The organism is Candidatus Eisenbacteria bacterium (assembly GCA_018831195.1).
GTDB lineage: Bacteria > Eisenbacteria > RBG-16-71-46 > CAIMUX01 > JAHJDP01 > JAHJDP01.
Genome location: JAHJDP010000004.1, coordinates 112102 through 135929, shown reverse-complemented (window position 1 = coordinate 135929; position 23828 = coordinate 112102). Strand labels below are relative to the sequence as shown.

Below are 23828 nucleotides of genomic sequence, written 5' to 3'. Positions count from 1 at the left end.
CGGTTCCCAGGGGTTGGATGGCGCCGTGTCACCCCGGGATTACGGCGACGGGATCCGCTCGGATGCCTCGCGGAGGAGTGCTTCCGATGCCCGCGCCTCATTGAGGGCCCGTTCTATCTTGCCAGCCGCCATCTCCCGCTCCGCTTTCAGGAGATGCTCCCGGCCACGCAGGAGAAGTTGGCGGATGGATTCATCATCCACTGATGCGGCCGCCGATTGAATCGACTCGTAGAGCGAGGAAAGCAGGTTCAGACTGGCCTGCAAATCCTGTGGGTCGGGGGCGGCTTGGAGATGAAGCAGAACGGCCAGGGCGCGCTCGCGGGCGATATTTGTTAAACGCGACGCCTGCTTCGGTTTTCCATCCCGATAGGCCCTCCACGAGCGATCCTGGACCTCTTTGGCCCGCTGTACCATGGTTTGGAGATCCGATCCCCCCAATCCTTCTCGGAGTGACGCCTCCACCTCCAGGAGCAAGCCATCGGTTTGTTCAAGATCCGATCGGACTCGCCCCACCTCGTCGGGTCCGCTGCCGCGGGAGGCATCCAGCGCTCGGCGGATCAGATCACGCGCCACGACGGCGAAACGTATCGATTGCCGCAACCGTGTCTCCCGGTAGGCTTCCTGAGCCCGTCGGAGCTGGTCTTCCGCCGTCTGCAGCCATTGGATGGCTTCAGGCCGGCCGCTCTCGCGAATCTCCGCCTTTGCTTCAACCGCCATTTCCCGAGTCTGCTCCAACAGGGTGACCAGGCTTTCGTGTGCCTTGAATTCAACCTGTGAAAGCTCAATCGCCTTCAGTGCATATTCCCTCGCCTTCAGCGAGATATTGGCTGCCTGAGCCCAGCGCTGCCGGCGAAAGTCTCCCCAGGCATCCCGCTGGGATTGTTGGGCTCTATCCATGAAGGCTTCGGCCTGGATGGCGACAGCCGTCCTTTGGATGGAACCGGCATCCCGAACAAGATCGCGGGCCCTTTCGATAACCCGGTCGGTTTGAAGGAGAACCTGCTCGGTCTCCTTCATACCTCCTGAAGCGCTCAAGGGGTGAGGGGGGGGGACGGCCGCAAGAGGCGTCGTCGAGATGGCGACGAGAAGCCCGACAGCCAGGATGATTCTTATATGGCCTCTCATCTTTCTCTCCTCTTCTGCCTTCCGGGATGAACCCCGCGGTACGTGACGGTGACCCCATAGGTGCATTCTCATCAAGATTTTAAATTATGCTTCTCCATCCTTGAATAGAGTGTTCTCCGCGTCAAACCGAGGAGGCGTGCGGCCCGGGACTTGTTCCCATCCGCCTTCTCCAGGGCCTGGATGATGAGATCCCGTTCCAGGGCTTCTAGTGAGAGACCTTCATCCGGCAGACGGAAAAGGTGCTTATCACTATGGAACCCTTTGCCTTCTGCTGATGTCACCCCCGGCAGATGCTCGGGGTCGATCGATTGGCTTCCGGCCAGGATCAAGGCTCTCTCCAGTATGTTTTCCAGCTCTCTCACATTCCCTGGAAACGAATGCGACAAAAGCTTCCGCATCGCCTCAGGCGTGATCCGGTCCGATTCTATCTGCTTAGTTTTCAAGAACCGTTCCATAAGGAGGGGAATATCTTCTTTCCGCTCGCGCAACGGGGGGATGTAGATAGGGAAGATATGAATCCGGTAGAAGAGATCCGCCCGGAACTCGCCCTCCTCCACCGCCTTCTCCAGATTCCGATGCGTGGCGGCGATAAAGCGGACATTCGCCTGGTGGGGTCGGAGACCCCCGACGGGAATGAAGCTCTTTTCCTCCATGACTTGCAGGAGCTTGACCTGGACATTTTGGGGGAGTTCACCAATCTCGTCGAGGAGCAAGGTCCCGCCATCGGCCGCTTCGAGCAAACCGGCCTTGTTCTGTACCGCCCCGGTGAAGGCCCCCTTGGTGTAACCAAAGAGCTCCGATTCAATGAGACTTTCTGGAATGGCGCCGCAATTGAGACGAAGAAAAGGGGCTTCTTTTCGGGGGCTGGCGGCATGAATCGCTCGAGCGAGGGATGTTTTCCCCGTCCCACTTTCCCCCTGCAAGAGGACTGTGGCATCGGTTGCGGCCACCCGGCGGGCAAGGGAGAAAATCTCACTCATGATCGGGGCGCGGGCGATAAGACCCTCCATTCGCTCACCGGCCGAGGTCTCCTCTATGAGAGCCTCAACACGTCGGGCCAGGATATCCCGCTCATTCTTCAGACCCCAGCGTTCCCGAATCCGATCGATACGGTAGAGAACCTCCATCTCGGAGAATGGCTTTTCTATGTAGTCCTGAGCTCCATCCCGGATCGCTTCGCGGGCCGTTTCACGGGATGCGAAGGCGGTCATGAGAATAACGGCCGTTTCGGGGTCCTTCTCCTTGATCCGGCGGAGAAGCTCCAATCCGTCGGGGGGTGGAATTTTCAAATCGGTGAGGATGAGATCAAAAACCGATCCGGCGAGTTTCTCTTCGGCTTCAGGGCCTGATGCGGCCGTGGTGACCAGATATCCCTGATCACAGAGGAGGTCCTTCAGGTTTTTAAGAAGCTCCACCTCATCATCAACAACCAGAATTTGGAATGGACCTGCCGGACTCATGGTTTTAACCCCTTTTCATCATCGCCCTTCATTATCTTTCTTCATCATCATCCTTCGTTACCCACCCATTCTCCGCTGAGAGAGCCGGAAGAGCGACCTCGAAGAGAGCGCCCCCTTCCTTGGCGGCCGAGGCGCGAATCGTCCCGCCTCCCCTCTGAACCAGCATTTTCACGATGGCAAGACCCAGACCTGAACCGGCGGTCTTTGATGTATAAAAGGGATCAAAGATCGTCTCCGCAAGACGGGGATCAAATCCGGGACCGGTATCTTTCACGCAAAGACGGACCTCCTCATTGACCAACCTGGCGCTGATGTCGAGCCTTCCTCCATGCGTCTCCATCGCCTGCACGCCATTGAGGAGCAAATTGACCAGGATCTGCTGGATGTCGTGTGTTGGGAGGGTCACGGAGAGATCCGGCGGGAGGGCCATCTTGATTCGCAACTCTATTCCCTTTCGCGCACACTCTCCTTCCATCAATCCGCGGACCGCTTCCACCGCCACAACGACGCGGCCGCCAGGGGCTTCCTCGGCCGCGGGCCGCGCAAAGGATAAGTAATTCGAGAGGACGGCATTGAGTCGATCGACTTCCTTGGGGATGACCTCAAACCACTCGAGGATCTCTTCCCGGTCCGCACCGCGATCGATTTTTGCCTTCACCCGTTCGGCCCGAGAGCGGATCACAGCCAGAGGATTTCGAATCTCGTGCGCCACCATGGCGGCCAACTCCCCGGCGACGGCCAAGGCCGATGTCTGGGCCACCGTATCCTCAGCCTTGCCCAATCCACGCAGGACGCGGAGAAAGAGGAAGCCGAGCACCAGCATGCTGAGGAAGCCGAGCAATCCGGTCCAGAGGAAGGTGCGTTTCAGATCGGCTAAAACCGAGAAAAAGGCGGCATCTCCTTCTACGCCCAGGACAGCAACAACCTCGTGGCCGTCCAAAACGGGAGCAAAACCAGCTTTGAGATAAACCGACCCCACCTGATAGAGAGGGGTCGCCGCCGGCACACCGGCCAGGGCCGCCGTCACTGGGGCATAGTGGAGATCCAGCAGGGGATTAACAAAGCCCAGGGGAAATCTCTCCCGCCGATCGAAGAGGTTTCTTTTCTCGGTGTCGAAGAGAAAGATGTTCCCCACAAGGGTCTGTTCTGAAACTCGGTTGATTCGTTCCTGAAATTCAGACCAGTGGGGAGAAGCCTCACCCTCGCTGCTGACCGACCGCACCCCATCGGGTGACAATCCGGCCGCCGCGGCCCCCGCCACGGCAAGCAGCCTCTCCCCCAACTGGGTATCGAGCGAACGACGAACCGCCTGATAGGTGAGCCATGAGCTGATATTCTGAACGGCCAGGGCCAGCAGTAGAAAGAGGATCCCCGAAATCCGGAGGCGCCCGCGATGCCTCATACGGGTTAGGCCTCGGGGCCGGTTTCTGGAACCGGGGACTTTCAGCACGTTTCTCCTCCTCCCGAGGGGGATTTCGAAACTCCGCTATCGCACCACAGATCAGGCTGATCTGGACTGGAACTATAACTAAATGATAGTATTGTGGGTTAGGAAACAACAATTCCTTTCCCCATAACGTCGACCTATATTGGGAAAACCTGCATCGATGGATGGGGCCGGCTTTCAGAGAGCCGATGGATTAAGGGGGATCTTCTTTTCATTCCATATTTAGATCTCTGAGTTGACTCGAGTCTTTATTCGGTGAGGGGGACAGAACGAATGAAGCGTTCAGGAATATTGACCGTATTGGCGGCCCTACTCCTTCTTGGGGTTTTGTTGCCTCCTATTTTTGTACAACTCCAGGGAGCCGGCGATTCTCCGCCGTCCAAGGTGGTCGTCCTTGGCTTCGATGGGGCCGACGCGAGGCTCGTGGAGCAATGGATGGATGAAGGCCTGCTGCCCCATCTCGATCGCCTCCGGAAGGAGGGCAGTTATTCAAGGCTTCTGCCGACGAATCCACCCCAGACACCAGTCTCCTGGTCAACCTTCGCCACCGGTCTTGATCCCGGACGAACAACGATCTTTGACTTTTTAAAGAGAGACCCCCGGACCTATTTCCCTGATTTCGCCATGATCTCCCTAAAGGAAGAACCTTTCCTCTATGGCGAAAAGAATCCGAAGATATTGGGGCTTATTGCCGGCGGAGCCGTCGCGCTCGTTCTCTTCATCCTCGGATTGATAATTATCCGCCGTTTCCTGATCGTCCTTCCCATCGCCCTGATCCTTGGCGCGGCCGTCTACGTCTTCGGTAGCGGTTTCATCGCAGAGAATATCCCGGTGAAAAAACCCCTGCCGGTCAACAACCGCCAGGGAATTCCCTTTTGGGATGTCGCCGGGCAACACCAAATCAAATCGACCGTCATCCGCGTCCCCGCCTCTTTTCCCCCGGGTCCCTACCCCAACGGGCGGATACTCTCAGGGTTGGGCGTTCCCGATATCCGTGGCACCTTCGGCACTTATTCTTATTACACATCCGAGATATTTGATTTCGAAACGAACACAGAAAAGGGCGGAAAGGTCATTCCGTTGGATGTTTATCCCGGCGTCGAATCGGTCGAGACATTCCTGTACGGACCCTTTAACAAATTATTCCCGGAACCACCCGAGATAGATATTCCACTGTCCCTGAGTTTTGACTGGGACCAAAAAACGACAACGATAGAGGTCGCCGGAAAATCAATCCAGCTGCAGCCGGGCGGCTGGAGCGACTGGGTCCCTTTAACATTCCCGATTAACTCCCTTATTAAAGTCCGCGGCATCAGCCGGTTTTATCTGATCGGCATGGAGCCGGATTTTAAACTCTACATGTCTTCGGTGAACTTTGACCCCAAGGACCCTGTCTTTGATATCACTTACCCCAGCGGCTTCTCCAAAGAGATCTATGACGAGATCGGCTATTGGAAAACACTCGGGTGGGCGCTCGACACCTGGGCGATGGATGAAGAGGTCATAGACGAAGACGCCTTCCTTCATGACACGTACGACGTCACGGTCGCCAAGTTCGAAGAAATTCTACATACATTCCTGGAAACCCCCGACGAGCAACTTTATGTACAAGTCTTCTACTTTACCGACCGGGTCGCCCATATGTTCTGGAGGCTGATGGATACAGAACACCCGGCCTATAACAAGGAGCTCGCCGACAAATTCGGCGATGCGATCTTGGTGGCCTATCAAAAGATGGATGACATTGTCGGCTGGACCATGGATCGGTTGCCGGAGGACGGCGCGATCCTGATCTGTTCCGATCATGGTTTCTCCACATGGAAATGGTCTTTCAATATCAACACCTGGCTGCGGCAAAATGGTTTCTTGGCGCTTAAAAACGATACCGATTCCGATCTGAAAAATCTCGATGATCTCTTTGTCTCCGGCACCTTCTGGGAGAATGTGGATTGGGATCGGACCCGGGCCTACGCCTTGGGTCTCGGCTGCATCTATATCAACCTCTTGGGGCGGGAAGCGAATGGGATCGTGACGCCGGGGGCCGAGTATGAGGAGCTCTGCGCTGAAATTACGGCGAAGCTCGAGGCTTTCGTCGATCCTGAAACGGGGATATGCCCCGTCCACAAGGTCTTTAACCGCAAAGATATCTACTCGGATTTCGATGCCAACCTGATCCCCGACCTCCGCGCAGGGAACAACCTGGGGTATCGGGTCTCATGGCAAACATCCCTCGGGGGCGTTCCAAAAGACTTGTTCGAAATTCATACCGACAAATGGAGCGGCGACCATTGCAGTCTGTCGCCGGAGCTTGTCAAAGGGATCTTCTTTTCCAACTGGAAGTTCCAAGAGGAACGGGAGCCTCAAATCGGGGATCTCTGCCCCACGGTGCTCAATCTCCTCAGCGTTCCGGTTCCGGATCGATTGGACAGCCAAGCCATTTTGTTGGCTCCGGCAACACCCTGATATGAGTAGGGTTATCAATCGCGGTCCTGGGTGATTTTTCGCTTGGCGGGAAGGGTGAGGATCTGGTAGTTTTGGTTTTCGCGTGTCAATATTTTGGAAGGTCCCACGCGTTAAGGGTCAATACCGCCCGATGGAGGGTTTATGCAAATTGAGAGCTCTGGGTCGTCATATTCTGGCTGAGTTTTTTCATTGCGATGTGGATCGCCTCAGCGATCCGGTCACCATTCAAAATATCATGATGGACGCCGCCAATGCTTGTGGCGCGACCATCGTGCAAGCGGTCTTCCACTCTTACAATCCACAAGGGGTCAGCGGCGTTGTCGTCATCGCCGAGTCTCACCTTGCGATTCACACATGGCCTGAATACGGCCATGCCGCGGTGGATGTCTTCACTTGCGGTGACAGTGTCGATCCCTGGGTGGCTTTTGAGGCGCTGAAGGTCGGTTTGAGAGCCCGGGAGGTCAGCTCCAACGAGGTCCCCCGAATCATACTGCCTTTGCACCCTTCAAAAGGTAATGGTTTGGGTGGAAAGAAGATGGCTCCCAACAGCAAATCCACCTTGGAAGAGCTTCAGACGTCTCCTCCGGATTGACTGCAATGGAGTGAAGGCCCGGATCGGGTCATATCCGGAAGTTCTCAACGACCCATTCCGGTCGGTGTAGGGTAGAAATACCCAAAAACAGATAATGTAAACTGAAGCGCGGCGCCACCCGGCGCCGCGCTGAGTCTATTCTTCTGATTTGTTTATCCGCTAAATATCCAAGTCAAATCCCATTTCTCTAAGATGATCCAATGAGGGTAAAATCCCCTCGGGCGCCATTTCGAGGGTAATATTCAGCGGCTCCTTAAGCCCCTGCATCGCCTCCAAGATCGTGTCATAGCCGACGACGCCCTCTCCGCAGGAATTGTGCTGATCTTCCATGCCATCATTGTCGTGGAAATGAATATTAAAGAGGCGGTCGTTGAAGACGGTGATCCACTCCTCCGGAGCGAGGGATGAGTAACAGGCCGCATGTCCCAAGTCGGGGCACATCCCAAGGCTTTCATTGCCCACGCGCTCAAAAAGGCCTTTGAAAAGATCGGCGTCGGGCTCCCAGAGATTTCTGAGGGCGATCAGCATATCCTCCTCGGCGGCCCTTTCAGCAAGATCCCTTAAATTGCCGGCGGCTTCCTCCATCCACTTCTCCATGTCACCGGTCGGCACCTGGGGGGTGTAGCCGGTGTGAAGGACCGCCATGCGGGCGCCGAGGATCTTTCCGATCTCGAGTGCTTCAGTGAGGACATCCATGGAATACTCCACGATATGCCGGTCGCGACTCGCGAGACGAAGATCATGAAAAGGGAGGTGCGCCGTAACCTTCAGCTCGTTTTCCCGAAGGATAACCGCCAACTTTTCAAGTTGTCGAACCGAGATTTCCTGATTGAATGCGGTGTCGGCCAGCGCCACTTCGACATGAACACCCACCTGCTTATGGAAGGGGACTTGCTCTTCCAGAACTTTCAGATCTTGGTAAAACGATACGGGAAACTTCAAGTTTCTTTCCTCCACTCACACGGGCCGGATTCTCCACTGGGGCCGGGACAAACCCGGCCGGGATCACCAGTCCTTATCAAAGTCTCATCCTAATGGACCCGATTCTTTCGGGCCGCGCGTTCCGACAAACGAACCCGCCGGCGTTCCTGCGCCTCATTGTTGCGCCGCCGGTCCGTCTCCGTCTCTAGGATGAGCGGCGGGATCTTCACCGGTTTGTTCTTCGAATCAAGGGCGACAAAGGTGCCGTAGGCCGAGGCCGTCTGAACCCTTCTTCCGGTATGAGGATCCTCAGCCTCAACCTTCGCCCCCACCTCCATACTCGTAGCCCAAACAGCATTCACACTTGCTTGTACAATAATCTGCTGGCCGATCTTTGCGGGATGAAGAAAATGAACCCGGTCAAACGACGCCGTCACAACGCTCCGGCGCGAATGGCGCTGTCCCGCCATGGCGCAGGTGACATCCACCCAATGTAAAAGCTGGCCGCCGTGCAAAAATCCCAAAATATTCGAATCATTGGGCTGGACCAGCATTGTCGTAACAATACACGAAGTGGATACAGGGTTCCCCGCAAGCCGTCCTCGCGCCGTATTCTTTTTCTGTGCCCGTGCCCCGGGTTGATTGCGGGCCATGATATTCTATTAGGCCGACCGCACCTTGCGGATCTCTTCGGTGAGAATCGGGACCACGGCAAAAAGATCGCCGACGATTCCGTAATCCGCCATTTTGAAAATGGGAGCCTCGGGATCCTTGTTCACCGCGACGATACATTTCGATGTCCGCATCCCCGCCAAATGCTGGATGGCGCCGGAAATGCCCACGGCGATATAGAGACCCGGGCTGACGGCCACACCGGTCTGCCCAACCTGGTGCCTGTGCTCGATCCATCCGGCATCGACGACGGCTCGGCTGGCGCCGACGGCTCCCCCGATCGCTTCGGCCAACTCATAGGTCAGTTTGAAATTTTCAGGCGCCTTCAGACCCCGTCCGCCCGAAACAATGATATCAGCTTCCTGAAGATCGACCATGCCGCCTTCGGGCTTCAATTCGTCGATCCCAATGGCGCCGGCGCCCTCCATCTCGCCGGCCGCCGAAAGCGGAGAAACCTCCGCCGCCGCGCCGGCGAACGGCTCGGCCGAGAAAGGATACGCCCCGGGCCGCACCGTCGCCATGAAGGGCGGTCCTGCTTGGGTCACCCACGTGGCGAAGACCTTTCCACCGTACATCGATTTCCGAATCTGGATTTTCTTTCCTTCCGGCCAGTCAATCTCCAGCGCCTCGGTCAAAAGGGGCAGATCTTTGAGCGCCGCCACGCGGGGCGCTAGATCGCGGCCCATGGCCGTGGAGCAGAGCAGGGTCAGATCGGCGCCGGTCTCATCCATGACCCGGGAAAGAAGTTTAACAAAAGCCTGCGGTGTATAGCGGTCGAAGGCGCCGTCATCGAGAGCATGAACGGTCTTCGCACCCCACGCGCCGAGATCCTTCGCCGCAGCGGAGCAGCCGCTCCCAACGCAGACGGCGTGAACCTCCCGCCCCTTCTCATCCGCCAGCTGCCGCGCCCGTACCAGAACCTCTAGAGAGCCCTTTTTGAATGTGTTGTTCCTTCGTTCAATAAAAACCAGAATGTGCCCCATGATCCCTCCTCCTCACAATACCCTCTCACAATACCTTGGCTTCTTCCCGCAAGAGCCTCACCAATTCAGGCACGGTCTCTTGGGGTTCCCCTTGAAGCACTTTCCCTTCAGCCCGTGGAGGCGGGGGCTCCATCTTAAGAATTGAAATCTTCCGGCCGGCCGCCCCAACGACATTGGGATCCAATCCCAAGCCGGTCGGATCGATGGCTTCGATCGGTTTCTTTTTTGCCGCCATAATACCGCGGAGGCTGGCATAGCGCGGTTCATTGAGCCCTTTGTTGGCTGTTATAACCGCGGGGAGCGAGAGCGCTAAAATCTCTGTGATCCCCTCCACTTCGCGCGACACCTTGAGGCTGGTATCATCGATCCATTCCAATTTGGAGGCGACGGTGACATGCGGAAGACCGAGCAGCTCCGCCAGCGCCGGTCCAACCGCTGAGTTCTCCTCATCGATGGACAGCTTGCCCAAAAGGATCAAATCGGGATTGATCTGCTTGAGTGCGGCGGCGAGAATCTTTGCCGTTCCCAGGAAATCCCCCCCTTGCAGTGAGGGATCCTTCACGATCATGGCCTTGTCGATGCCCTGGTTGAGACAAGCGCGGAGCGCGGCTTCCGCCTTGTCGGAGCCCACGGTAAGGGCGATCGTTTCACCCCCTTTGGCTTCCTTAATTTGAAGCGCCTCCTCAACGGCGTTCTCATCGTAGGGATTGACGACGAGTTCCAGCTCCCCGCTCTCAATAGAGGTTCCGTCAGCATTGATCTGAACGCGGGCCTCCGAACTGGGAACCTGTTTGATGCAAACCACGATTTTCACGCTACCCCTCCTTACCTCGACGGCCAAAGAATCAGGATGCTACGAAAGGCAAAATAAAACGAGCCTCTGCGACCCAGGGCGGGTGCACAAGAACTCGATTCAACCCCGCTCCTGGGGGGCTCAGTCTCGCCCAAGGCTGACGCACCGCTTGGGAGAGGCCATTTGGCTCACCGCGTCACCCTATCAGGGAGTTCCCTCAGAGGTCAAGGTGAAAGTCGGCCGGCCTCCGGAATCGATTGTTCATTCAGGAGATAGGGCTCTTTATCTATCCGGGGAATCCAGCAGCATCGGATCCATCGGGTTTTTCAGATCGATCCGTTCCGAATCCGGGGGTTCTCTGAGACGAAATTGCTCGATCAGGGGAGGCGGATCCAGTCCCTTGACCCGGCTGACTTGGATCCACAGACGGCTCTGTTCCCCGGGCCAGAAGAGCATCACCCGGGCCGGCAGGAAATCTCCATCGCCCCAGGCATCATCGGGGTACTCCACAATAAGATAGCGGCGGCCGTCGACATCATCGATCGACCACTGCCGGATCCGTCCTGTGGCGCCATCGCGCCAAACCTCGGCCACCAGCCGGCCCGAAGGGCCATCCGCCAGCCCACGAAGGATTCTCATGCCGTTCCGCTCCGATGAGTGCGGCCGAAAGAGTAGTGCGGCAAGGGTGTGCGGTTCGAGGATCGCCCGCATCCAAAGCCCGGCCTTCCCAGCGGAGAATCGTCCCGATCCGCCTCTTAAAAGATAAAGGCTGTCGGATCGGGCGAAGAGATTTTCGCGCGTCAGATTGAGATAAAAGGAATCGGGATGCACCGCCAACGCCAGAAGGGGAACGAGGGGACCGTAGTGCGCCGAGACCAGCAGCGTACCCTCCGGCCCGGCCCTCCAGCGGGCTTGCACCGCCTTGGCCGGATCACCTTCCCGCTGATAGCGAACCGCCAGACGGGCCTCATAGGCCGCGGGAATCGCGGGATCGAGCCCGGCGGCTTCGCCGGGGAAAGGCGCTGGCGCCGGGGCGCGCGTACAACCACCCGCCAGCGCCAGGCAGAGAAAGAGAATCGGGAGATGGATGCCGCCCTTCTGCATGCCGGAGAACCTCGGGTTAAAAGGCATCCGGATGTTCGCCGATGGCGAGAATCGAACAGGCGACGATCGGCTGCAACCCCAGGGATACGGCCTTCTTGACCAGATCATCACTCTCCGCGCCGGGATTGACATAGACATCCTTGATCCCCTTTGCGGCGATCGCATCAAGAATGGTGATTCCTACCCGGGGCGAGACATAGAGGCTCGCCACATTGACGGGTCCGGGAATATCAGCAAGGGTCGGATAGGTTTTCAAGCCTTCGATCTCTTCGTAGGTGGGGTTCACCGGGATGACCGTCCACCCCTGCTTTTGCCAGGCCCTGATCGCCTTGTTGGCGTACCGTTTGCGATCAGGGCTCGCGCCGATAATAGCGATAATTTGACTCATGAAACATCTCCCCCTTTCGATTCACTCATCTTCGGGATTCAAGAAATGATGTGCAAACGCTTTATTCGGGATCTCCCGCATTCGAGACCGGACTTGTCCCGCGACCCATGAGGCGGGTAAGCTGTAAAGAGAATCTTAGATTGGCCCTCGCGTTGCGTGACAGACCTCCAGCGTGAATGGTCACGAATCGACGCGTTGTGATATCCGAAGCCACCCTGAAAATCCGGTTCTCCATCTGAGAAGGATGCCCACTGGAAATGTTCGAGAATCCGACCTCCGGGGATTTATTTTCCGAAGAATTGGGAAACCCCACTCTGGAGGAAACCCGCTTTGCCATTGTCGATGTGGAGACAACGGGATTGGACAGTCATGACCGTGTCCTCGAGGTGGCCTGTCTTATAACAAAGGGCCCGCTCGAGCGGGAGGAATTCTGCCGGCTGGTGAATCCCCAAACACCGATTCCGCAGGAAGTGGTCACCATCCATGGGATAAAGGAAGAGGCGGTGCGGGAGGCCCCGTTCTTCTCCTCTATCGCGCCTGAGCTGACGACATTGTTAAAGGGCGCGGTCCTCGTCGCGCACAACGCCCCCTTTGACATTTCATTTCTCACCCGGGAGTGGAAACTTCTGGGAGGGCGGATGCCGACGATGAAGGTTGTCGACACTTTGACATTAGCGCGCAATCTCATCGATCTCGACCGGTATTCCCTCGACTATCTCGCCGATGCGCTCTCATTGCCCAATCGTCCGGCGCATAGGGCTCTGGCCGATGTCAAGACGACACACAATCTGCTGTGGTACCTCATCGAGCGGGCGCCGGAGAGGCCGAAGCGCCTTAATGATCTTCTGAGACTGCTGGATCCCCCCGATATAAGTTGGGAGCGGGCGGAGGAAGAGGGCGCCATCCGCCCGGCCTTGGAGCCGCTCAAGGAAGCCCTGAGCGCGGGCCGGCCGATCAGGATCGCCTACCTCGCCCGCAACGGAGAAACCATCGTCATTGTCACGCCCTTGAAGTTGGAACGGACAGGCCGCCGGATTTTTCTCCGCGTCCGATTGAGTGGGGATCGCGCCGTCCGCTCCTTCCGGCTGGATCGGATCACATCGATCTTCCCCTCGGGACATAATGACGCATCGGATTCGTAGGCTCATGAACGGCCATCCACCGCTGAGGCCCTTCGCCTTATGATGCAGCCCCACCGCACACGCTTCCCGCTCGCCCCGGCGCTTATCGCCTTCTCGGTGCTGGCAGCGTCCCTTCCAGCGCCGGCGGCTCCACCGGAAGAGATCCTAACCCTCCGGCTCGAAGCGGAATCGGGCGCCGCGGGCTGGGGTCACCCCTATCCGACCGCCGTCGCCGACCCGATCCAATGCATCGCCTCGATAACGGCTTTCCCGCCGCTCATCTCACCACGCACCCACACTGAATGGAGCGGATCCCAGGATAGCCGTCTCTGGACGGTCCGCTTTGCCGGGGATCTTTTCTGGGGCGGTGACGAGGACCCGGTCCGGCCGGAGGATTTTATTCATTCCCTCGAGGGATTACTCGCCCAGCCGACACGGAGCCCCTACGCCATCCTCTTCCGGCATATCCTCGGTTTGACCGAATTCCGTAATGGATCGGCCGCGCAGATCAGCGGTCTCGTGACGCTGGATCCCGTGACGCTGCAAATCCTCCTGCGGGAATCGGATCCCGAGTTCCCGCAACGTTTCCAACACCCCGCCGCCGGATTGATCCATTGGGGGCGGCGCCATCCTCACCACCCGCCGTCGGGTCCCATCTATTGGGATCCCCAATTCGGGCGGCCCCACCCATCCGGCCTGAATCCGGTCCGGTGGATTTTTAACATTGCCCCGGTTCAGAAGGTGATCCCGACGACATTGGAGTCGATGACACCCTTCCCCATCAGGCTCGAGTGCTACCCCGAACCGGTGGTTGACACCGATGAGCCGGGACCCCGGCTTGTTCTGACCGGTCCAGACCTTCCGGCCTACTGCATACCGGGCGTGGCGCAGGGTGTGACGGTCGCGGAGAGTCGGTCTCTTCTTCTTCTCATCGCGCAGCCGGAGGGCGAAGGGACCTGGGGTTTGACTCAAGCCATTCGTGAGAAGATTTTCCAGGGCCTGGCCGGGCCCGCAACCCTGCTTCCCCATGCCGAGGGGATCTGGAATGCAGAGGGGATTCTTGAGAATCCCGAGGGATACCGGAGCAGTCTGCTGCAGCGGTTGTGGAAAAGTCAGACAATCGCGACCGAGACGAAACGTCCGATCCGTCTCTTCTATCCCAGCGGCGATCCTATTCTCTCCTGTGCGGCGGCCCGGATTCCAATCCTCGCCGCGGAGGCGGGGCGATACCAGATCATGGGAATGCCGCGAACGGCGCTGCATTCATCTCTGCGGCAAGGGACATTTGATCTCATCCTCATGGCGGTGCCGGTCATGGCCGCGATTCCTTGGGAAGCGGCGGGCATTACGGTCGGCTTCCTCGAACCTCATCTAAACGACGCGATCCTCGGGAAACTGGAAGGCGCCCTCTTTGAAGATTGGCTGGCCCTGCCCGCCGATCCGATCCCGGCGGAAACGCAGGCGCGCCGCCTCGAAAAGCGGTTGATGGAAAATGCCGTGGTTTTTCCCCTGGCTTGGATGACGACGCGCCTGATGATCCGGGGCGGCGATTCCGCTAGAGATTCCAACAGTGATCCCAATAAGGATCCCGGCAAGGATCCCAACGACATCAAGCGCCGGATCGTGGAACTCGTTCGTCCTCTCGAGCTCCTTTTGCACAAACCCTAGAAACACCTCCTCGTTATCGACGACGGAATTCTTGATTCTCGGAATTCCGGCGTCCAATCTCAATTCAGCCGGACGGTCTGTTGAAGCACTCGGAGGCAGCGATCCATCATGACATCACAGAATCATGCAACCCCATCCGCCCCATCCCTTTCATGGTTGGAGATCGATGCCGGCGCCTATCAACACAACCTCGCTGAATTCCGGCGGCTGATCGGACCGGACAGAAAGCTCATGGCAGTCGTTAAGGCGAATGCCTACGGCCACGGTCTGGAGAAGATCGCACCCTTGGCGTTGCGTTTCGGCGCGGACCGGTTGGGCGTGAATTCATTGAATGAGGCGCTGGAGCTGCTGGCCTTGGAACTCTCCGCACCCATTCATCTTCTGGGACCCATCCCCATGCAGGCGCTGCCAGCGGCGGCCGGCCTGCCCCTGGAATTCACCCTTTCCACCTTCGAATCCTTACAGGCCCTGGCGCGCGGCGCCGGCAAAAGCGGCATCCGGCCGCAGTGCCACATCAAGGTCGAGACCGGCTGCCACCGGCAGGGTTTTATGCCGGAGGAGATCCCGTCGGTGGCGCGGTTCTTCGCCGATCACAGCGAGCTTCAATGGAGCGGGCTGTCCACTCATTTTGCCAATATCGAGGACACGACGGATCACACCTATGCGCGGCGGCAAATCGAGATCTTTCACAAAGTGGAGCGGGATCTCCACGCCCTTGGAATTCAGCCGCTCCTGCGCCATACCGCCTGCAGCGCGGCGACCATTGTCATGCCGGAGACGCACCTGGATATGGTGCGACTCGGGATCGCGACATACGGGCTCTGGCCCAGCCGGGAGACGCTGGTCTCCGCCAGAAGCGGCGGATCTGAACGACTCCCTCTCCGCCCGGTTCTAACCTGGAAAACCCAGGTCGCGCAGATCAAGACCGTGCCGGCGCAATCCTTCATCGGTTATGGTTGTACATTCCGTACCACCCACCCGACACGGCTGGCCATTTTGCCCGTGGGATACGCCGACGGCTATGACCGCCGTCTGTCCGGCGTGGGGCATGTTCTGGTGCGCGGGCGGCGCGCGCCGGTCCTGGGCCGGGTTTGTATGAATATGTTTATGGTCGACCTCACCGATATCGAGGGAGCCGCCGTCGGGGATGAGGCGGTTTTATTGGGAAAGCAGGGGGATGAAGAAATCTCGGCGCAGGATCTCGCCTCCCTCTGCCAGACCATTGTCTATGAAATCGTGACCCGGATCGGCGGCCATCTCGATAGAAGGGTCTGCGGCCTGTAGCTGGAAAGGCGGGTGGAGCGATGTCAGCCGGATGTCGATGGCGCATCATCCTGGCCATTCTCTTTGTGGGGGGATTTCTCGCCGTTTATATCCCCGGGACACTGGTTGTACAAAATTTATCAGTCGAAATAGGCAAAGAAGAAAGCCGGCTGAGCCGGATCCTTGTACAAAATTCCATCATTAATCATTTCCATCGACTGGAAGCCCGGATCGACGTCCTGAGAGACGATCCGGTGACGTCCTCCGCGCCCTGTTCGCATGCCGCCGGGGACAAAGCCTGGTTCGACTGGCTTGAAAAACTCGCCGCCCGGTCGAACGCCGAGGAGATCCGCATCTTGGGTTCCGGACGGCGCCTTGTCGCCGGTCTGCGGGACCGCGCCTCTTTCGGCGGTCAGCTCCCCGCGCCGCAGGCCACAGACATAGAGGGTCTTTTTGCCGGCTTATCCGATCCTTCGCAAAGGGATCAGCTCGAACCGGTGTGGATCGTCTCGCGACCGCTCCCCGAATGCCCATGGCTTCAAGCTGAATGGGTTTGGCGGTGGGACCCGAGCCTGGGCCGGATTGAGATCCTTCCGTCCTCCAGCCGCGCAACGGATGCCGGGGGGAAGGATCCCGCCCCCGGGGCCGTCATCATCCATTCGGCGGAGGGCGCTCCGGTCTTCGCGGTGTCCCATCCAGCGGGGGGCGTCTCCACCGCGGAACAGCCATCCCATCTGAAGATGCTGGGGCCGGCCTTGGCGGGCGGTCTGATACTCGCCCTGATCGGCTGGATCCTGCTCCTGCCGCTGCGGAGGACCTGGAATCGGATCGAGCAGGAAGCCGAGGGCGCCTGGCGCCGGACGCAGGGCCTGTCCGGTCTTCACAAGGATGGCGGGAAGACCCCCTCGCCCGAGGCGCTGCTGCGCGCTCTTAGTGAAGAGGCCTTGGCGCTGGCGGGGCAGGCGGAAAGAATGGCCATCGTCGCCGGATGGAAAGATGTCGGCCGGGCGCTGGGTCATGATATCCGCAATGCCTTGACCCCGCTGCGCCTCACCGTGGGGACCCTGGCGATAAAAAGTGAAGATCCCCGGCTGGCGCCGGCCTTGCAAGCCGCCCAAGGATCGCTGGAGAGAGTCCAGCGCCTGGTGGAAGAGTTTTCACATTTCGCACGACTGCCGGAGGGGATCTTGAGGATCGAGGACCTGAATCAATCCGTTCAATCGATTGTGGAAACCTGGCCCGCTGATGAATCCCCAAAGGTTACATTTAAGCCAAGCCATGAGGGACCGATTCCCGTACGGATTGATACCGGGCACTTGGATCGCATTGTACAAAATCTCATCAGGAACGCGCGGGAAGCGGCCGGACCCGGCGGAAGCGTTGAAGTTTCTTGTGCCCTCTCCGATGCAACCGCCGCACTCCGGGTCTGGAACAGCGGTCCGGCCATCCCCGATGGGATGATTGAGGAGATTTTTCAGAAGGGGCTTTCAACAAAACCGGGGGGACAGGGTTTGGGCTTGGCTATCGCGAGGGAACTGGTGAGCCGAATGAGGGGGCGGATTCAGGCGGAAAACGCCTCCGCGGGAGGTGTCCTTTTTATTGTAGAATTCCCCGCCGTCGAAAAATGAGTTCCACCTTTTCGACAGGGTGTCAAAATTTTGGTAACGTACGGATATGAATGTAAGTTACAAAACCCCGGCCGAGACAACCTCCCGGATCCTGATCATTGACGACGAGGCGCCGATCCGGCAAACCATCGCCACCCTCTTGGAAATGGATGGGCACGAAGTTATCCATGCTGAAAACCTCGCCGTGGGCCGCCGATCGCTCACCGAGAGCTCCCCGGATATTCTCTTCTTGGATGTATGGCTGCCCGACGGGCATGGTGTGGAATTTCTTCCATGGATCCGCCGGCGGTTTCCGGCGTTGCCGATCCTCATGATCAGTGGGCAGGCCGATATCGCCATGGCGGTGAAGGCGATTCATGAAGGGGCGATGGATTTTCTTGAGAAACCCCTCTCCGCGGAACGGGTTCTCGTCGCGGTGCGGAACGCCCAGAGATTCCGGTCGCTTGAGAATGAAAACCTCCGCCTGCGCGAGGCGGCCGGTCTCGGCGGACCCTTTATTTATGAAAGCGCCGCCATGGAGAAGACCCTCGAGGAGATCACCCGGGCGGCGCGCACGGAGACCCCGGTTCTGCTCACCGGCGAAAGCGGCACCGGCAAGGAACGGCTCGCCCATTTCCTGCACGAACATTCCCCGCGCAAAGAGGGACCCTTCGTCGCGGTGAATGCGGCGGCGATTCCTCAGGATCTTCTGGAATCCGAACTCTTTGGTCATGAGAAAGGGGCCTTCACCGGCGCGATGACCCGCCGGATCGGCCGTTTTCAATCGGCCCACGGCGGGACCCTCTTCCTCGACGAGATCGGTGATATGCCGGAATCCCTGCAGGCAAAACTTCTGCGGGTTCTGGAATCGGGAATGGTGGAGCCGCTGGGCGGGACCGCAGCCGTTCCGGTCAATGTTCGTTTTCTCAGCGCTACCCATAGAGATCTGGCTCATGAAGTCGAGTCGGGGCGTTTCCGTCTTGATCTCTACCACCGGCTCGCGGTGCTGGTTATCCGCATCCCCCCGCTCCGCGAAAGACAGGAAGATATCCTCGCCCTCACCCGGCACTACATCAGCCAGTTTACCGTCCTGCACGGGCTCGGCCGGCATACATTGACTTCTGAGGCCGAGGCGGCGCTCCTTTCCTATTCCTGGCCGGGGAATGTGCGCGAACTTCGCAATCTCATCGAACGGATCTTTATACTCGAAGCGGACGGGCCGGTGGATCGGGCCGCCGTCGAACGTCTTCAGGCACAAAACCCGATGATCGAACCGGAAAATTCCTCGCTTCTTGTCCGGAAATCCGCCGCGATGGCGGGACCCTTCTCCGATAGCCGTCCGGAGGAGTCGCCAACAGCCGCCCAAACATATAAGGAACACTTTGCTCTTTGGGAGAAGCAGCTTTTACAAAATATCCTCGATGCTGAATCGTGGAATGTCGCCCGCGCCGCGGCCCGGTTGGGCCTGGACCGCAGTCATCTTCATCGCAAAATCCGCCAGTACGATATCATTCGTCCACATTGAGTGGACTCAAAACCACATGATGTGGCTATAAGAGTGGACCTCCATCAACAACGCCTCCGGCGGCAAATAGTAGCAAACCTCTAACCCCTTCCACCGGAACCCGTTTCGAAATTCCGACTTTTTGGAACACTCCTTGCCTTTCTATATCGGCGTACGCAACACCATTCGTCCCGCCGGAAGGCGGCAAAGGGGATCCTGAAAGGAGGTTTATCATGTCCGTCAAGAGAGTCTGTGGAACGAGCCTGATGATTATCGCCGCGCTGGTGGTGACATTCTTTCTCTTCCGGCCGGAGCTGCCGGACAACGAAGCCGGCGAACAAATCGCCGCTGAAGCCACCGGTTTTGCGACAGCGACACACGTCATCCCGGAGGTCAATGTCATACCCCCCATTGAAACGACACCCATTCCCGGGGATGCCCGCGACCTAAGCGAGGCGCCGGAGGCGACACCGGCAGAGACACTCGAAGAGACGCCGGCAGAAGAGCCTGTGGAGACAGTGGTGGAGACAGCGGCCCTCACCGCATCAACGGTGGTGGAACCCCCCTTGTCCGACAGTGAGCGCTACGCGGCGGCGATTGAACAACTTCAGGCCGGTGATGCGGAAGGGGCGCGGCCGATCCTCTCGAAATTGTTAAATACCTTCCACGGCCGGCCGGCCGTGCAAGCCAAGGTCCGCGCCAACCTGGCCCGGGCCCTCCTGGCCCTCGGCAGGGAGCGTGAAGCCCTGCCCCACGCGGAAGAAGCCTCAAGGATCGATCCGGAAAACAGCGGCGCATGGAATGTCCGTGGGCGCGCGCTGTTGTCGCTTCAGCGGTCGGAGGAGGCTCTGCGCGCCTTCCAGACAGCTATCGAGAAAGACCCGGGCAACTTCCATGCCTTAAACAATATTGGTTATATCTGGATCCTTCGTGAGGATTTTCTGAAGGCCAGGACCTATCTGGATGAGGCGGTGGTCGCTGCGGCGGCCATGGGTGTTGAACCCCCTTCCTACACCTTTAACAATCTGGGAGTCGCTCTGGAACGCATGGGTGACCTGTCGGATGCGCGCGAAGCCTACTCCCGCGCCTTGGGCGGCGGGCACCCCACCGCCGGTCTCGGCCTGGCCAGGGTCGGCGCCTTGCTGGCGGCGGAAGAACCTTCGAGTATTCCGGGATCGAGCGCCGATTCAACATTAACGGCGGGAACCGGGAATTAGATGACGGTGCCGGCGGGCGGACGGCGGTTCGTTGATGGGGCGTTACGGGCCGCCGGGCCCTCCGCCCCGCCGGCGCTTAACCTCTCAATCTTTCGACAATGGGAAAGAACAAGCTGGGTAAACGCAGATGGGAGGCGGCCGGTTATGATATGCAAAAGGATGAATCTGCTCGTACTATTTCTCATGCTTCAGGGCCCGGCGGCGGGAGAATCTCCCGATGACGATTCTTTCACCCCGTTATCAGCTAACATTTGGGAGGCCCGGTCAAGCATTGAACAATGGTCTGAGACATACGATTCTTCTCCTCACGAGGCGGTATTTAATGGGATCCACATCATCAATGAGACATTCCAGATGGTGTTTTCAGGAGACAAAGATGATACAAAATTGATACTCCAGCAGAGCCTCGAGATAAAATATGGCGCCCCACCGGATCCGCAGCTCTCAAAGATTACTGTACAAGCCTGGCCCCTTGGCGCGGCTCTGTCTGATCAACCTCTTTATAAATACACTGCGTATGGTTTTGAAGGAGAACCCTATCGGGATATGTATAGAATCCGGGATGGGGGACATTGCAGCAATGTCATCACAGAGACCTATTTCAGCCTATCGACGGGCGAGGCGCTCTTTGAAACCAGGGCCCCCTTGCTTCAAATAAACACCCTCGACAATCAACTCAGACGATATATCACATTTAACAGGGCTCCGGCGCGCTCCCGGAATCAATCCCCGACGCGGCCGCCGGCGCACCCTAAAGGCCGGCCGCCGGCCCAACCGACCGTTGTCACCCTGACCCGTGATTTCGGAGTTTTGGAACTCATCGGTGGAGCCTCACCCGGATCGAAGCTGATGATAATTCTTCCCTGGCGCTATAATTACGAACTTAGATCGCTCTATTTCTGTGGTAATGGAATACCCGCCGGTTCTCAAACACTGGCTCTCTATGAGGCCCAAAGCCCTCAACAGATAGGCGGTTTTACAATCGCGGTGGAGATCTCGCGATGGCCATCAGGTCCATCGTTCCATTCATCTCCATACGAACCGATCCCTCCCCTGAAATTCGAGATCCCCATAATGGCGGATCAGTTTGCACCAGACCTGGTCGTAACCGATGAGGAGATCCTTCTAAGTCTGCTTGACGTGGATGAGGACTCGTACAGGTGAATATCCGGCATGGGTGAAGATGTTCCCGGGGACGCCGGGCCGGTGGGCGGCTAGAATACCCTTTGCAACGGCCTCGATTCAGGTTAAAATCCAACTTTGGAGAAAAAGCCGCAAGATCATATATTGAGGGATTCTCTTTGGGAGTCCTCAGAGGGCTGGTTGGCGGGAATGTCTAAAACAATAAAAACGTCGCAAAGGATACCCCTGGGACCTCCCCTTCTTTATTCCACCCGTCTTCATCTCATACTGTTCAGTTTCCTCCTGGTGGCGACACCTTTCATCATGGTGCGGAATTATCTCCAATCAGCGCTCGAAAAAATCTCTCTCGCGACGATAGCGATCGCCGGAATTTCAATCCCCATCGTCCCGCTCGTCGCCGGCATCCTTCTGCTGGCCGCCGTCATCCGGTTTATAAAGAGTGTGACGCTCAAGGGCCTCATCGCCGCGACCGTACCCATCATCATGATCGCAATGGGGCAGTTGATCTGTGACGTCTACTATGATCACGCCTTTTATGAGCTGCAGCAGAATTGGCACTACTTCGCCTACATGACCTTCGCCTTCATGATGTATCGCGATCTCAAACCCCGCGAGGTGCCTTTCGCGAAACTGATCTGGATGACATCGCTCTTCGCCTTCTGCTTCTCCACTTTTGACGAGATATTTCAATTATTCATGAGCGGGCGGGTTTTTGATATGGGCGACATATCAAAAGATGTCTGGGGCGCCTTGATGGGATTGATTATTCTCTACATAGGCTCGCAGAAGTGGAAAGATATAAAGCGCGATTGGAAAAGCGTCCGGCACCCGAAACTTGGCGGCTACATAAAATCTCCGGCAAGCGTGCTGATTCTGGATTTTGTCTTGTCCTATATTTTTCTTTACGTCTCGTCGCTGCTGACCGACGCGCCCTATTGGAAGTCTATTGTGGCCATCACCATCGGCTCCTATATCGTATTTTTCCTCATCTTTCATCTCAGCCAATTCCGCCCTATTAAATGGGTCCTGCTCATTCTATTGACCGCCGCGGTTCTCATTCAGGGGTATTCATTTTTTAAGTTCAAGAACGACAACATTGTTTATCACAAATACGGAATGACCGTGTACAAGGGGATCCCGATACCCTTCTTTGATATCATTGTCTTCCCGAACGGCACCGTCCGGCCGGCCGACAAAAAGCATTTCTTCAGAGACAGGGATCAAGCCTATCTCCTAAGACGGCATGCCGATATTATTCTCATCGGCTCGGGGCACCACGGCCTCGGTGGCAAGGGATTTCCTCAGCAGACGCCCAGTCAGTTCATCTTCAACCGCTATTCCTTGAAGGGAACACAGGTCATCATTCTCAAGAGCCAGGATGCCTGCCTTCTTTTCAACCGGTTAAAACAACAAGGGAAGAACGTCCTCTTCGTTCTTCATACGACCTGTTAAAGTCATGACTCAAAATAATGACAACCGGCAAGTACAGGAGATTTCCCGCACCAGGGTGATCGTCACCTGCGGCCTCCTCGCACTCTGGCTGTTTTTCATAGCCTTCGGTGTCATCGCCGCGACGGATCCCCTCTGGCTCCGTAAGCTTTCGGGCATCGGCAAGGAGGTCGAAACCAATAACGTGAAGAACCGGGCCGATGCCATCTTCCGCCGCGGAAACCCCCGAGAAGCCATCGAATTGTATAAATATGTTCTCGACATCCGTCCTGATTTTACGGGGGCCTCGGTCAATCTTGCCATCGCCTATGGACGCACGGGACAGCCGGCCTATGGCGAAAAGATCCTACTTGATGCTCTTGAATCGGGCACGGAGCGACCCGGAATCATCGCCTACAATCTTGGCGAAATCCTGGAAAAGCAGGGGAAGTTCGAAGAAGCGATTCAGAACTATAACAAAGCGATCGATACGAGCGTAGGGCAGGACCGCGTCTATGGGAAACTGGGTGCCATTTATCTTCAGCAGAACCTTCTTGATAAAGCCCGGGAATCCTTCCAGAAAAGACTGCAGATTCAATTGGATCCCTGTACATCCTATCGTTATATGCTGCGCCGCTGCCTGACGACGCATAAGCGGTTTCCCGAAGCCATCCAGGCGGCGCAAGAACATCTCGATAGGGGGGTCGTAACAGATGATCTCGAACCCTTCGATCTCGAGATCATAACGCAGCTGCAGCGGGTGGATCGCGGCATCTCCGAGACCTGCACACAACTCGGTATTATCTATAGAAAACTCGGGGAGAACTCCCTGGCGGACAAATATCTAAACCAGGCGCTCATGATCTGGCCGGAGAATCCAACGGCAAGGGCCGCTTTATCGCCATCCGCCAATTAGGTGAACGAGTTTG

The 23828-nt window shown here is 57.5% G+C and carries 20 protein-coding genes; 11 read left to right on the top strand and 9 right to left on the bottom strand.

Going from position 1 to position 23828, the window contains the following annotated elements; translation table 11 throughout:
• Window positions 1–39: 39 nt before the first annotated feature.
• The 3 genes from KJ970_00895 to KJ970_00885 form a co-directional block, all read right to left on the bottom strand.
• The gene (locus KJ970_00895) at window positions 40–1125 is read right to left on the bottom strand and encodes a hypothetical protein (protein MBU2689458.1); all 1086 of its coding nucleotides are present in this window, start codon (window positions 1123–1125) and stop codon (window positions 40–42) included.
• Window positions 1126–1196: 71 nt separating this feature from the next.
• Entirely contained in the window at window positions 1197–2585 is a 1389-nt protein-coding gene (locus tag KJ970_00890; protein ID MBU2689457.1) for a sigma-54 dependent transcriptional regulator, read from the bottom strand.
• Window positions 2586–2616: 31 nt separating this feature from the next.
• Window positions 2617–3987, bottom strand: coding sequence for a hypothetical protein (locus tag KJ970_00885; protein ID MBU2689456.1), 1371 nt, complete (start codon window positions 3985–3987; stop codon window positions 2617–2619).
• Window positions 3988–4305: 318 nt separating this feature from the next.
• Between KJ970_00885 and KJ970_00880 the strand changes: the two genes are divergently transcribed.
• Both KJ970_00880 and speD read left to right on the top strand, forming a co-directional pair.
• On the top strand, window positions 4306–6495 hold the full coding sequence (locus tag KJ970_00880; GenBank protein ID MBU2689455.1) for an alkaline phosphatase family protein: 2190 nt from the start codon (window positions 4306–4308) through the stop codon (window positions 6493–6495).
• A gap of 130 nt (window positions 6496–6625) precedes the next feature.
• Window positions 6626–7087: an adenosylmethionine decarboxylase gene (gene speD / locus KJ970_00875; protein ID MBU2689454.1), complete on the top strand. Its 462-nt coding sequence runs from the start codon at window positions 6626–6628 to the stop codon at window positions 7085–7087.
• Between the two features lie 159 nt (window positions 7088–7246).
• Here speD and KJ970_00870 read toward each other — a convergent pair whose 3' ends face one another.
• From KJ970_00870 to KJ970_00845, 6 genes are all read right to left on the bottom strand, one after another.
• Complete coding sequence (locus KJ970_00870) at window positions 7247–8029, bottom strand: sugar phosphate isomerase/epimerase (protein MBU2689453.1); 783 nt, start codon at window positions 8027–8029, stop codon at window positions 7247–7249.
• A gap of 89 nt (window positions 8030–8118) precedes the next feature.
• Window positions 8119–8661, bottom strand: coding sequence for an acyl-CoA thioesterase (locus KJ970_00865; protein MBU2689452.1), 543 nt, complete (start codon window positions 8659–8661; stop codon window positions 8119–8121).
• Window positions 8662–8670: 9 nt separating this feature from the next.
• Window positions 8671–9663, bottom strand: coding sequence for an electron transfer flavoprotein subunit alpha/FixB family protein (locus tag KJ970_00860; protein ID MBU2689451.1), 993 nt, complete (start codon window positions 9661–9663; stop codon window positions 8671–8673).
• 25 nt (window positions 9664–9688) lie between these two features.
• Window positions 9689–10477: an electron transfer flavoprotein subunit beta/FixA family protein gene (locus KJ970_00855; protein ID MBU2689450.1), complete on the bottom strand. Its 789-nt coding sequence runs from the start codon at window positions 10475–10477 to the stop codon at window positions 9689–9691.
• A 261-nt stretch (window positions 10478–10738) separates the two neighbouring features.
• Complete coding sequence (locus KJ970_00850; GenBank protein MBU2689449.1) at window positions 10739–11560, bottom strand: hypothetical protein; 822 nt, start codon at window positions 11558–11560, stop codon at window positions 10739–10741.
• 16 nt (window positions 11561–11576) lie between these two features.
• On the bottom strand, window positions 11577–11948 hold the full coding sequence (locus KJ970_00845) for a CoA-binding protein (protein ID MBU2689448.1): 372 nt from the start codon (window positions 11946–11948) through the stop codon (window positions 11577–11579).
• A gap of 257 nt (window positions 11949–12205) precedes the next feature.
• On the opposite strand from KJ970_00845, the gene KJ970_00840 reads away from it, so the two are divergent.
• From KJ970_00840 to KJ970_00800, 9 genes are all read left to right on the top strand, one after another.
• Window positions 12206–13090 carry a WYL domain-containing protein gene (locus tag KJ970_00840; GenBank protein ID MBU2689447.1) on the top strand — a complete coding sequence of 295 codons (885 nt, stop codon included), beginning with the start codon at window positions 12206–12208 and terminating at the stop codon, window positions 13088–13090.
• Window positions 13091–13129: 39 nt separating this feature from the next.
• Window positions 13130–14737, top strand: coding sequence for a hypothetical protein (locus tag KJ970_00835; protein MBU2689446.1), 1608 nt, complete (start codon window positions 13130–13132; stop codon window positions 14735–14737).
• A gap of 108 nt (window positions 14738–14845) precedes the next feature.
• Window positions 14846–16021 carry an alanine racemase gene (alr, locus tag KJ970_00830; protein ID MBU2689445.1) on the top strand — a complete coding sequence of 392 codons (1176 nt, stop codon included), beginning with the start codon at window positions 14846–14848 and terminating at the stop codon, window positions 16019–16021.
• 20 nt (window positions 16022–16041) lie between these two features.
• On the top strand, window positions 16042–17628 hold the full coding sequence (locus KJ970_00825) for a HAMP domain-containing histidine kinase (protein MBU2689444.1): 1587 nt from the start codon (window positions 16042–16044) through the stop codon (window positions 17626–17628).
• Between the two features lie 46 nt (window positions 17629–17674).
• Window positions 17675–19132: a sigma-54 dependent transcriptional regulator gene (locus KJ970_00820; GenBank protein ID MBU2689443.1), complete on the top strand. Its 1458-nt coding sequence runs from the start codon at window positions 17675–17677 to the stop codon at window positions 19130–19132.
• Window positions 19133–19344: 212 nt separating this feature from the next.
• Window positions 19345–20328: a tetratricopeptide repeat protein gene (locus KJ970_00815; GenBank protein MBU2689442.1), complete on the top strand. Its 984-nt coding sequence runs from the start codon at window positions 19345–19347 to the stop codon at window positions 20326–20328.
• A gap of 144 nt (window positions 20329–20472) precedes the next feature.
• Window positions 20473–21492 (top strand): hypothetical protein, encoded by a 1020-nt coding sequence (locus tag KJ970_00810; GenBank protein ID MBU2689441.1) that lies wholly within the window; start codon window positions 20473–20475, stop codon window positions 21490–21492.
• A gap of 168 nt (window positions 21493–21660) precedes the next feature.
• Window positions 21661–22923 carry a VanZ family protein gene (locus KJ970_00805; GenBank protein ID MBU2689440.1) on the top strand — a complete coding sequence of 421 codons (1263 nt, stop codon included), beginning with the start codon at window positions 21661–21663 and terminating at the stop codon, window positions 22921–22923.
• A gap of 4 nt (window positions 22924–22927) precedes the next feature.
• Window positions 22928–23815: a tetratricopeptide repeat protein gene (locus tag KJ970_00800; GenBank protein MBU2689439.1), complete on the top strand. Its 888-nt coding sequence runs from the start codon at window positions 22928–22930 to the stop codon at window positions 23813–23815.
• Window positions 23816–23828: the final 13 nt, after the last annotated feature.